A 12,262-nucleotide genomic window follows, 5' to 3' on the forward strand; every position below is an offset into this window, starting at 1 on the left:
CCTGTAAGAGATCGTCATCATTTTCAGCAATTTTTTACGCAGTGATTACATATAACTCATTGTTATTTAATGATTTGATGATTGTGTGCGCTTTTAGTTTGGCCACTAATCTTAAGAGATTGTCGTAGTAAGTCTTGTAAGAAGAGGCGGAATCAGTGATCCTATGTACGTCGACAGGAAGTCGCGGATGAAGAGAACATCAGGATGATGGCTCTTCTACAGGACCCGCCAGGATGGCGTTGCAAGGACAGGCTTCAGGATGAAGCAAGGATAACGCAGGAAAGCGTAAAGGACACCTCCAGGATGGAGAACGAGAGCCGCTCAGGATGAACGGTGGATCAGGAAGATCTGGACACACTTAGGGATAAGTTATTTCACATCGGGGTGGTGTGAAAGCAGGATGCGCTAGTTTATGGATGAACTTGGTCAGGAGACCTCAGGAAAAGTTTTCAAGGACGAGCAGGGAGCACCAATGTAGCTGGAATGCTGCAAAACGAACCGGGAGCACTGTTTATACAGTGCTCCCTTTTTTTATTTCTCTCGCGGATTTGCTATCCTGCGCCCGGTTTACAATTCATCGAGGTTTCCCCATGACCCTTCACGCTAGCGTGCGCGATCGTCTGCACGCCATTGAAGCGCTGCTGCGCGAAACAAACCACTGGCAGGAACAGGCCCCGGATAGCCGCGCTTTCGCCAGCGAGCAGCCGTTTTGCCTGGACACGCTCGAGCCGCTGGAATGGCTACAGTGGGTGCTGATCCCACGTATGCATCAACTGATTGCCAGCGGTATGCCGCTGCCGCAGAACTTTGCCGTCGCGCCCTATTACGAGATGGCGCTGGATAAAGCCCATCCGGCGCGCGAAGCTATCGTGGCCGAGTTGCTGCTGCTGGATGCATTATTCGCGGATGAAGACGCCTGATGCTGGAGATCATTTACCAGGATAAGTGGCTGGTGGCGGTGAACAAACCATCCGGCTGGCTGGTGCACCGCAGCTGGCTGGATCGCGACGAGAAAGTGGTAGTGATGCAGACTGTGCGCGATCAAATCGGCCAGCACGTCTTCACCGCTCATCGCCTGGACCGGCCGACTTCCGGCGTGCTGTTGATGGGGTTGTCGAGCGAGGCGGGCAGGCTGCTGGCGCAGCAGTTTGAACAACACCAGATGCAAAAACGCTATCACGCCATCGTTCGCGGCTGGTTGACTGAAGAGGCGGTACTGGATTATCCGCTTGTAGAAGAGCTGGATAAAATCGCCGATAAATTCGCTCGTGAAGATAAAGGCCCGCAGCTGGCGGTGACCCACTATCGCGGGCTGGCGACGGTAGAAATGCCGGTCGCCACCGGCCGTTACCCGACCACCCGCTACGGGCTGGTGGAGCTGGAGCCGAAAACCGGGCGTAAGCATCAGCTGCGTCGCCATTTGGCCCATCTGCGCCATCCGATCCTCGGCGACAGCAAACATGGCGATCTACGGCAAAACCGCAGCGCCGCTGAATATTTCGGCTGTAATCGCCTGATGCTGCATGCCAGTCAGCTGTCATTAACGCATCCGTTTACCGGCGAGCCGCTGACGATTCGCGCGGGTCTGGATGATGTCTGGATGCGCGCGCTGTCGCAGTTTGGCTGGCGCGGGCTTCTCCCGTTAAATGAAAGGGTTGAGTTTGCCGACGACAGCGGTCAGGATGAGAGTATCGCGGATAATCCAGGGAGATAATCACATGGCAGAAGTCGGAATTTTTGTCGGCACGATGTACGGAAACTCGCTGTTGGTCGCCGAAGAGGCGGAAGCCATTCTGAGCGGGCTGGGGCATAAAGCGACGGTCTTTGAGGACCCGGAAGTAAAAGACTGGGAATCCTATACCGGCAAATACGTGCTGGTCGTGACCTCGACCACCGGGCAGGGCGATCTGCCGGACAGCATCGTTCCGCTGTATGAAGGCATTAAAGATATGTATCAACCGCATCTGCGCTACGGCATTATCGCGCTTGGCGATAGTACCTACGCCAACTTCTGCGGCGGCGGTAAAACCTTTGATGCATTGCTGCAGGAGCAGGGCGCGCGTCGTATTGGCGAGATGCTCACCATTGACGCCAGCGAAGACCCGGAACCGGAAAGCGTTTCCAACCCTTGGGTAGAAGCGTGGGCTAAACTGCTCGACTAATCCTATTAAGAACGCCCTCTCCCTACGTAGAGGGCGCGCTTAAGCTGCCAGTGGCCGGATAAACGGTCAGGGTTATCTTAACGTTATCCATCGCGCCCGGCTTCGGGCATCTGCCTGATAACCACTTTATCGATATGGCTTTTTTCTTTGCGTTTCCCCGGCGTCAAGAGAGCCGATTCACACTCTGAAGGTAATGTCGTCCATCGACCCATCAGCGGGCGGCGGTTTTCCATTTCCGTGAACTACTCCCCACAACCTTAGGCATACGCCATAAACTAACGCAGTATCACCCGCTAAAGCTGTGTATATGCACGGTGAGCCCGCCGACGCCTCTTTTTATACTTTTCCTGCCAGTGACAAAAGCAGTACGCCAGATATAACGAAAAAAACACTAACACGTCATTCTGATTACCCTACAGGTTGTGCTGTTCAGAATGAACGTAGCTAAACGCTATGATTCAGGAGTACAACGATGAGTTCATTAAGTCAGGCTGCGAGCGCCGCTGAAAAGCGCACCAATGCTCGCTATTGGATAGTGGTGATGCTGTTTATCGTCACATCCTTTAACTATGGCGACCGCGCGACGCTGTCGATCGCCGGTTCTGAAATGGCCAAGGATATCGGCCTCGATCCTGTTGGCATGGGTTACGTTTTCTCCGCGTTTTCATGGGCCTATGTGATCGGACAGATCCCAGGCGGCTGGCTGCTTGACCGCTTTGGTTCTAAACGCGTCTATTTCTGGTCCATCTTTATCTGGTCCGTGTTTACCCTGCTGCAGGGCTTCGTGGATATCTTTAGCGGCTTTGGCATTATCATCGCGCTGTTTACCCTGCGCTTCCTCGTCGGCCTTGCCGAATCGCCCTCGTTCCCGGGTAATAGCCGCATTGTGGCCGCCTGGTTCCCGGCGCAGGAGAGAGGGACGGCGGTATCGATTTTTAACTCTGCGCAGTATTTTGCCACCGTTATTTTCGCGCCGATTATGGGCTGGTTGACCCATGAAGTGGGTTGGTCGCACGTATTCTTCTTTATGGGCGGATTGGGTATTGTCATCAGCTTCGTGTGGCTGAAAGTGATCCACGATCCCAATAACCACCCAGGCGTTAACCAGAAAGAGCTGGACTACATCGCCGAAGGCGGCGCGTTGATCAATATGGATCAGAAGAGCAGTGCGCAGAAGGTGCCCTTTAGCGTAAAAATGGGCCAAATCAAGCAGTTGATCGGCTCGCGAATGATGGTCGGGATCTATATCGGCCAGTACTGCATCAACGCGTTAACCTACTTCTTTATCACCTGGTTCCCGGTTTATCTGGTGCAGGCGCGCGGCATGTCGATCCTCAAAGCGGGCTTTGTCGCCTCGATTCCGGCGGTGTGTGGCTTTGTCGGCGGCGTGTTGGGCGGAATTATTTCCGACTGGTTGATGCGCCGTACCGGCTCGCTGAATATCGCGCGTAAAACGCCGATCGTACTGGGCATGCTGTTGTCCATGACCATGCTGATGTGTAACTACGTCAACGCGGAATGGATGATCATCGGCTTTATGGCGATGGCCTTCTTCGGCAAAGGCATTGGCGCGCTGGGCTGGGCGGTAATGGCGGACACCGCGCCGAAAGAGATCAGCGGCCTGTCCGGCGGTCTGTTCAACATGTTCGGTAATATTTCCGGCATCGTCACCCCTATCGCTATCGGCTATATCGTCGGCACCACCGGCTCTTTCAACGGCGCGTTGATTTACGTCGGTATCCACGCTCTGGTGGCGGTATTCAGCTACCTGGTGCTGGTTGGCGATATCAAACGTATCGAACTTAAACCGATTGCGGGGCGTTAATCATGAATACCCAATCCAGCCCAATCGTTACCGAAATGAAGGTGATTCCGGTCGCCGGGCACGACAGCATGCTGATGAACATCGGCGGCGCGCATAATGCCTGGTTTACCCGCAATATTGTGGTGTTAACCGACAACGCCGGCCATACCGGCGTCGGCGAAGCGCCCGGCGGCGAAGTCATCTACCAGACGTTGGTCGATGCCATACCCCAGGTGGTTGGGCAGGAAGTCGCTCGCCTCAACCGCGTAGTGCAGCAGGTACATAAAGGCAATCAGGCGGCGGATTTCGACACCTTCGGCAAAGGGGCATGGACCTTCGAATTGAAAGTCAATGCGGTAGCGGCGCTGGAAGCCGCGCTGCTCGACCTGCTTGGCAAGGTGTTGAATGTCCCGGTGTGCGAACTATTGGGGCCGGGCAAACAGCGTGATGCGGTGACCGTGCTGGGCTACCTGTTCTATATCGGCGACCGCGAAAAAACCGATTTGGACTATCTTGCGCGGACGCCGGGCGACCACGAATGGTACCGTCTTCGTCACCAGCAGGCGCTGAATAGCGACGCGGTAGTGCGACTGGCGGAGGCGGCGCAGGATCGCTACGGTTTTAAAGACTTTAAGCTAAAAGGCGGCGTATTACCTGGCGAGCAGGAAATCGACACCGCCCGCGCGCTGAAAAAACGCTTCCCTGACGCGCGCATTACCGTTGACCCGAACGGCGCCTGGCTGCTGGATGAAGCGATTACGCTGTGCAAAGGGCTGCAGGATGTCCTGACCTATGCCGAAGATCCGTGCGGCGCTGAACAGGGCTTTTCCGGTCGGGAAGTGATGGCTGAGTTCCGCCGCGCCACCGGGTTGCCGGTGGCGACTAACATGATAGCCACCAACTGGCGCGAAATGGGGCATGCGGTCATGCTCAACGCCGTCGATATTCCGCTGGCGGACCCGCACTTCTGGACGCTCTCCGGCGCGGTTCGGGTGGCGCAGTTGTGCGATGACTGGGGGCTGACCTGGGGCTGTCATTCGAACAACCACTTTGATATTTCGCTGGCGATGTTTACCCACGTCGGCGCCGCGGCGCCGGGTAATCCGACTGCTATCGATACCCATTGGATTTGGCAGGAGGGCGATGCGCGCCTGACGCAAAATCCGCTGCAGATTATCAACGGCAAAATCGCCGTGCCAGACGCGCCGGGACTCGGCGTGGAGCTGGACTGGGAACAGGTGCATAAAGCTCATGAGGCCTATAAGGCGCTGCCAGGCGGCGCGCGTAACGATGCGGGCCCGATGCAGTATCTGATTCCCGGTTGGACATTCGACCGTAAACGCCCCGTTTTCGGCCGTCATTAATTAAAAAGGATTACGCTATGACTACATCATCTTCAACGCCAATTGTGACCGCTATGCAGGTTATCCCGGTCGCCGGGCATGACAGCATGCTGATGAACCTGAGCGGCGCGCACGCGCCGTACTTCACCCGTAATATCGTTATCATCAAAGATAACTCCGGGCACACGGGCGTTGGCGAAATCCCCGGCGGCGAAAAGATCCGCCAGACCCTGGAAGACGCCGCGCCGTTGGTGGTGGGTAAAACGCTGGGCGAGTACAAAAATGTGCTGAGCGCCGTGCGTAACCAGTTTGCCGACCGCGATGCCGGCGGCCGCGGCCTGCAAACCTTCGATCTGCGCACTACCATTCACGTGGTGACCGGGATTGAAGCGGCGCTGCTGGATCTGCTGGGCCAGCATCTGGGCGTGAACGTTGCTTCTCTGCTTGGCGACGGCCAGCAGCGGAGCGAAGTCGAAATGTTGGGCTACCTGTTCTTTGTCGGTAACCGCCACGCGACGCCGCTGGCTTATCAAAGCCAGCCGGATGAACAGTGCGACTGGTATCGTATTCGTCATGAAGAGGCGATGACGCCGGAGGCGGTGGTTCGCCTGGCGGAGGCCGCTTACGAAAAATATGGCTTCAATGACTTTAAACTGAAGGGCGGGGTGTTGGCCGGTTTTGAAGAAGCCGAAGCGATTAGCGCGCTGGCGAAGCGTTTCCCTGATGCGCGCGTGACCCTCGACCCGAACGGCGCCTGGATGCTGGATGAAGCCATCCAGATAGGTAAACAGCTGAAAGGCGTGCTGGCCTATGCGGAAGATCCTTGCGGCGCTGAACAAGGTTTCTCCGGCCGCGAAGTGATGGCTGAATTCCGTCGGGCGACCGGGCTGCCGACCGCGACCAACATGATCGCCACCGACTGGCGGCAGATGGGCCATACGCTGTCGCTACAATCGGTGGATATTCCTCTGGCGGACCCGCACTTCTGGACCATGCAAGGGTCGGTACGCGTGGCGCAGATGTGTCATGAATTTGGCCTGACCTGGGGCTCGCACTCTAATAACCACTTCGACGTGTCGCTGGCGATGTTTACCCATGTGGCCGCGGCGGCGCCGGGTAAAATTACCGCTATCGATACCCACTGGATCTGGCAGGAGGGTAACCAGCGTCTGACCAAACAGCCGTTTGAAATCAAAGGCGGTATGGTGCAGGTGCCGGCGACGCCGGGTCTGGGTGTTGAGCTGGATATGGACCGCGTGATGCAGGCTAATGAGCTATATAAGAAACATGGCCTGGGTGCGCGTGATGACGCCATGGCGATGCAATATTTAATCCCGAACTGGACCTTTGATAACAAACGTCCTTGCATGGTTCGCTAAGATAACGCCGACCCTGTAAGGGTCGGCAACTGCCGGTCGCCGGGGTTATTCATATTAAGGACACTTATGAAGATAGTGATCGCGCCGGATTCTTACAAAGAGAGCCTGAGTGCGCTGGACGTCGCCACCGCGATAGAAACGGGGTTCCGCGAAATTTATCCCCATGCGGAGTACGTTAAAGTCCCGGTTGCCGACGGCGGCGAGGGTACCGTTGAGGCGATGGTGGCCGCGACCCAAGGGCATATCGTACAGGTCAGCGTTACCGGGCCGCTTGGCGAACCGGTCAACGCCTTTTACGGCCTGTCCGGCGATATGCGCTGCGCCTATATCGAAATGGCGGCAGCCAGCGGACTGGAAAGCGTGCCGCCCACGCGACGTAATCCGCTACTGACTACCTCCTGGGGAACCGGCGAGCTGATTCGTCACGCGTTGGATGCGGGGGTTTCGCAGATTATTATTGGCATCGGCGGCAGTGCGACCAATGACGGCGGCGCCGGCATGGCGCAGGCGCTGGGGGCAAAACTGTTGAGCGCCGGGCAACAGCAAATTGCGCCGGGCGGCGGCGCGCTGGAGACGCTGGCGCGGATCGATCTTAGCGAACTGGATCCAAGATTGGCGGATTGCCGGATTGATGTCGCCTGCGACGTTACCAATCCGTTAACCGGCCCGCAGGGCGCAAGCGCGGTGTTTGGCCCGCAAAAAGGGGCGACGGCGGCGATGATTGAGCGTCTTGACCGCGGCCTGCAACACTTTGCGCAGATTATCGACCGTGATTTAGATATTGACGTGCTGAACCTGGAAGGGGGAGGGGCGGCGGGTGGTATGGGGGCGGCGTTGTATGCGTTTTGCGGCGCTAACCTACGTCCGGGAATTGAGATTGTGACCGATGCGCTGGGGTTGGCAGAGCTAGTGGCTGATGCCGATTTGGTGATTACCGGTGAAGGGCGTATCGACAGCCAGACCATTCACGGCAAGGTACCGGTGGGGGTGGCGAAGGTTGCGAAACGCTTCAACGTGCCGGTGATTGGGATTGCCGGCAGCCTGACCGCCGATGTTGGCGTCGTGCATCAGCATGGCCTCGATGCCGTCTTTAGCGTGCTCTATTCCGTCTGTACCCTGGACGAGGCGCTGGCGAACGCCGCCGCCAACGTGCGGATGACGGCACGTAACGTGGCCGCGGTATTAGAGATGGGCGGCAAGCGGTAACCTGGCCGGCGCAGTGGTATTGGTAGCCCGGATAAGGTGCGTAGCGGCGCGATCCGGGAACCCTCCCCGGTGGCGCTTACGCTTACCGGGGCTACCAACCGAGTACCGGATCGTAGCCCGGATAAGGCGCGCAGCGCCGCTATCCGGGGTTTACACTCCCATCTTGCACGCTTCGCGGGCGACGTTATCCATCTCGTCTAATAGTTCCAGCAGCTCCGGCTCCAGCTCTTCCGGCGCGGTACCTGCGCGCAACTGGCTTTCAAGGGTATGGCACAGTTTTTTCAGCCGCGGTACGCCGCTATAGCTGCAGCTGCCGTGCAGTTTATGAATTAAATCCAGCAACCCTTCCGGCGTTTCGCCAACCAGCTGTTCTTCAACTTTATTGCGCACCTCCGGCATAAAGGCGAGCAGCATTTGCAGCATCTCCCGCGCGAGGTCTGGTTTCATGGCAGCCTGACGCAGCGCCAGCTGCCAGTTGAGCGTGACGTTATGATCGATAACCGGCTCCACCGGTTCGGCTAATTGCGGCGCGGCGACGTGCATGCCGGGCTGATAGCGCAACAGCAGGGTGCTAAGCTTATCTTCTTCAATTGGCTTCGCCAGATAATCGTTCATCCCGGCGGCCAGCAGTTTCTCGCGCTGCCCCTCAAGGGCGTGGGCGGTCACCGCGATCACCGGGGTCTGCTGCTGATGCGGGAGATGGCGGATCAATTCACAGGCGCGAATGCCGTCCATATCCGGCATTTGAATATCCATCAGAATGAGATCCAACTGCGACTGTTTGGCCTGCTCTACGGCATCCTGGCCGCTATCGCACAGAATGACATGCTGCACCAGATCGTCCAGCAGCGCGCCAATAAGCTTGAGGTTGGCCGGGTTATCATCTACCGCCATTACCGTCATCGCCAGTTTATCGCTATCGATATAGGGCTGTGGCACCGGCGGCTGCGCGCGGCAAGAGGCCATCAGCACCGGGAAAAGCCGCGTGGAGGTCAATGGTTTAAGCAGGCAGGCGGTAACACCGTTTCTTTTCAGCTCTTCGGCGCTAACCTGCGCGTGGCAAGGCAGCCCCAGCACCAGGGTATCGGAAAGTGAGCAAGCGCGGACCAGTTTTTCCCGCTGGTTGCTGAGATCGCGCATCGACACCGGAATACCGGCCAGTAAAATATCGTAGTGCGCATCCGGCAGCGCTGACAGCGTCGGGCTGTAGACCACTTCCAGCGGTGTGGTTGCCAGCAGTCCCATCGTGCTTTGCGCAGCGGTGGTATTGGCTTCAATGTAGGCCAGCTTCTTGCCCGCCAGACAATGGGTATCGAAACCGTCGGTAATGGCGTTCGGATTCAGGTCAAGGCTGATATGGAACCAGAAAGTGGAACCGCGGTTCGGCTGACTATGGAATGAGATATCGCCGCCCATCTCTTTGACCAGCCGCTGAGTGATAACCAGCCCCAGGCCGGTGCCGCCGTGGCGGCGTGAGATACTGGCATCGGCCTGACGGAAGGCCTGGAACAACCGCGACTGATCGCGCTCCGGAATGCCGATGCCGGTATCATGAATCTGTACTTCGATTTGTACTCGCGAATTGCTCATCGCCCGCTGTTCAACCAGCACATCAATGTTGCCGTGTTCGGTGAATTTAATCGCGTTACCCACCAGATTGGTGATCACCTGCTGCAGGCGCAGCGGATCGCCAATCACATTATCCGGGACATCGCTTTTAATGTTGAGGGTGAGCTCAAGACCTTTATCGTGCGCCGAATGTGCCAGCAAGGTCACCACTTCATCCAGGGTATTACGCAGCAGGAAAGGAATGCTTTCCAGAATCAGCTTGCCCGCTTCGAGCTTGGAGAAATCCAGCACGTCATTGATGATGGCCAGCAGATTATTCGCCGAACGTTCGATGGTGGTCAGGTGGTCGCGCTGGGTAGCGTTGAGATCGGTTTTCAAGGTCAGGCGGGTAAAGCCAATCACGCCGTTAAGCGGAGTTCGTAGCTCGTGCGACATATTGGCAAGGAACTCGGACTTGATGCGCGCGGCCTCCTGGGCGCGCTTTTTCGCCAGATCCAGCTCGACGTTCTGAATCTCCATCTGCTCCAGCGTTTCGCGCAGATCCGAGGTCGCCTGATCGACATTGTGCTGCATCTCCTCGTGGTAGGCCGCCAGCGACATCGCCATCGAGTTAATGCCGTTTTTCAGCATATCCAACTCGCCGAGCATAAAACCTTCAACGCGGCTATCCAACTGGCCGCGGCGGATGCGGTCAACGGTGTTGACCATATTACGAATCGGCCCGGTCACGTCGCGCATCAGGCGCCAGCCGAAAATCAGCGCAATGCCGATACAAAACAGCATCATGACGCTTGAGATAAATATCTCTTTGTACTGCTGCAGGCGCACAGATTTAAGGTCGAGCTCCAGCGCCACATAGCCGAGCATATTGTCCGGCATTTTAGCATCGCTTTCCGGCGACTCATCGGGCAGATAGCTTTCTGACACAATAGGCGTGCGCAGCACCATGATGTCGCCGTGGCGGGTGACGCTCAGTCGGCGAGGGAAGGGCGCGCCGCGCGGGAGCTGTATTTCGCGCGGATCGAGCTGGAAGTTAGAGGTAACGAACAGCCGGTTTTTAGCATCATAAATAGAAATAGCCCGCACGATATCGGAATGGCGGCGGTGAAGCACGCTGATAAGTTGGCCGATCGCCTCGCGATTTTGCAAATTCATGCCGTACTCACTGGATACCGCCAGCGGTTCGATAATACTGGCGCCGGCATCTTCCAACTGCCGCTGCAGGTCGTTATAGCGGTGGGCAACGAAGAAAATACTGAGCAGCAAACCAATCAAAACGGTCGGCGCCAGAATAAGAATCATCATGCGAGCACGTAGGCTGTAGTTGGTCATGCGGTTCCATTATGGGAGAATATACATATCAACCTTCAGACGGCTTCTGCATTGGTAGCCCGAATGATTTCATGTATAGAGCAGTATATTTTTGAGATAATCCTCTACGATGGCGCAATTCTACTCTGCAAAACGGCGTGTGACGACGCGCCAGATCATAACCGTGACGGTAAATGACCTTGATCCCTTTGGCCAGGGCGTAGCCCGTCATCAGGGTAAGGCGCTGTTTATCCCCGGCCTGCTGCCGCAAGAGCAGGCGGAAGTCGTGCTGGTAGAGGATAAAAAACAGTATGCCCGCGCTCAGGTTAAACGCCGCCTCAACGACAGCCCACAGCGCGTCGCGCCGCGCTGCCCGCATTTCGGCGTCTGCGGCGGATGTCAGCAGCAACATGCGAGCATTGAACTACAGCAGCAAAGCAAGCGCGCCGCGCTCTCCCGCCTGATGAAACGTGACGTTGACGACATTATAGCCGCTGAACCCTGGGGCTACCGGCGTCGGGCGCGTTTGAGCTTGAATTATCAGCCAAAGACCCAACAACTGCAGATGGGTTTTCGCAAGGCCAACTCCAGCGAAATCATCGATGTGGTGCAGTGCCCCGTTTTGGTGCCCCAACTTGAGGCATTGTTACCCGCGGTGCGCGAGTGTTTAACCAGCCTGCAATCACAACGTCAACTTGGCCACGTTGAACTGGTGCAGGCGGATAATGGCCCGCTGATGGTTTTACGCCATACCGCTGCGCTGACAGCGGCGGATAAAGAAAAACTGGAACGTTTTTCGCAAACTCACGGTCTATCCCTGTACCTCGCGCCGCAAAGCGAGATACTTGAACATATTCGCGGCGATGAACCATGGTACACGTCAGACGGACTACGCTTAGTGTTCAGTCCGCGCGATTTTATCCAGGTCAACGATGGCGTAAACCAGAAAATGGTGCGTACGGCGCTGGCCTGGTTAGATATTCAGCCGCAGGACCGCGTTCTGGATCTGTTTTGCGGTATGGGCAATTTCACCCTGCCGCTGGCCAAAGCGGCGGCGAGCGTGGTGGGCGTCGAAGGCGTACCCGCGCTGGTGGCAAAGGGGCGGGAAAATGCCGCTCTCAATGGGTTGCAGAACGTGACTTTCTTTCATGAAAACCTGGAAGAAGATGTTACCCGGCAGGCCTGGGCGAAGCATGGCTTTGATAAAATTCTACTCGACCCGGCAAGAGCCGGGGCGCCGGGCGTGATGGCGCATATTATCAAGCTGGCGCCGCGGCGGGTGGTCTATGTTTCATGTAACCCGGCGACGCTGGCGCGCGATAGCGAAGCGTTGCTTCAGGCGGGATATCGCATTCAACGTCTGGCGATGCTGGACATGTTCCCGCACACCGGGCACCTGGAATCGATAGTATTGTTTGAGCGCGAGCTTACATAAAATTGTTCAGCCCGCATCGAGGCGACAGTGAAGATGCCTGATGGCGGTGTGGA

9 protein-coding genes are annotated in these 12,262 nt (G+C 56.8%); 8 read left to right on the forward strand and 1 reads right to left on the reverse strand.

Translation table 11 applies throughout. The annotated features are described in order from the left end of the window. Positions 1 to 590 precede the first annotated feature (590 nt). The 7 genes from ABLU86_RS23205 (at position 591) to ABLU86_RS23235 (ending at position 7,894) form a co-directional block, all read left to right on the forward strand. On the forward strand, positions 591 to 920 hold the full coding sequence (locus ABLU86_RS23205; protein ID WP_015369955.1) for a YqcC family protein: 330 nt from the start codon (positions 591 to 593) through the stop codon (positions 918 to 920). Next, positions 920 to 1,714 carry a tRNA pseudouridine(65) synthase TruC gene (gene truC, locus ABLU86_RS23210; RefSeq protein WP_042895349.1) on the forward strand — a complete coding sequence of 265 codons (795 nt, stop codon included), beginning with the start codon at positions 920 to 922 and terminating at the stop codon, positions 1,712 to 1,714. The genes ABLU86_RS23205 and truC overlap by 1 nt, the downstream gene beginning before the upstream one ends. Positions 1,715 to 1,718: 4 nt before the next feature. Continuing rightward, entirely contained in the window at positions 1,719 to 2,162 is a 444-nt protein-coding gene (locus tag ABLU86_RS23215) for a flavodoxin (RefSeq protein ID WP_015369957.1), read from the forward strand. Positions 2,163 to 2,634: 472 nt separating this feature from the next. Further along, on the forward strand, positions 2,635 to 3,987 hold the full coding sequence (locus ABLU86_RS23220; protein WP_015369959.1) for an MFS transporter: 1,353 nt from the start codon (positions 2,635 to 2,637) through the stop codon (positions 3,985 to 3,987). A gap of 2 nt (positions 3,988 to 3,989) precedes the next feature. Beyond that, positions 3,990 to 5,330 carry an enolase C-terminal domain-like protein gene (locus ABLU86_RS23225; protein ID WP_015703311.1) on the forward strand — a complete coding sequence of 447 codons (1,341 nt, stop codon included), beginning with the start codon at positions 3,990 to 3,992 and terminating at the stop codon, positions 5,328 to 5,330. A 17-nt stretch (positions 5,331 to 5,347) separates the two neighbouring features. Further along, on the forward strand, positions 5,348 to 6,688 hold the full coding sequence (gene gudD, locus ABLU86_RS23230; RefSeq protein WP_015369961.1) for a glucarate dehydratase: 1,341 nt from the start codon (positions 5,348 to 5,350) through the stop codon (positions 6,686 to 6,688). 66 nt (positions 6,689 to 6,754) lie between these two features. Beyond that, a complete protein-coding gene (locus tag ABLU86_RS23235) occupies positions 6,755 to 7,894 on the forward strand; it encodes a glycerate kinase (protein WP_046883031.1) in 1,140 nt (379 codons plus the stop codon). A 150-nt stretch (positions 7,895 to 8,044) separates the two neighbouring features. Here the strand turns inward: ABLU86_RS23235 and barA are convergent, their stop codons facing one another. Beyond that, entirely contained in the window at positions 8,045 to 10,795 is a 2,751-nt protein-coding gene (barA, locus tag ABLU86_RS23240) for a two-component sensor histidine kinase BarA (RefSeq protein ID WP_348796333.1), read from the reverse strand. 109 nt (positions 10,796 to 10,904) lie between these two features. Here barA and rlmD point away from each other — a divergent pair, with 109 nt between their 5' ends. Further along, complete coding sequence (rlmD, locus tag ABLU86_RS23245) at positions 10,905 to 12,209, forward strand: 23S rRNA (uracil(1939)-C(5))-methyltransferase RlmD (RefSeq protein WP_047041927.1); 1,305 nt, start codon at positions 10,905 to 10,907, stop codon at positions 12,207 to 12,209. Positions 12,210 to 12,262: the final 53 nt, after the last annotated feature.

Origin of the sequence: Klebsiella sp. JN_Kp121 (assembly GCF_040062145.1) — a bacterium.
Taxonomy (GTDB): Bacteria; Pseudomonadota; Gammaproteobacteria; order Enterobacterales; family Enterobacteriaceae; genus Klebsiella; species Klebsiella aerogenes.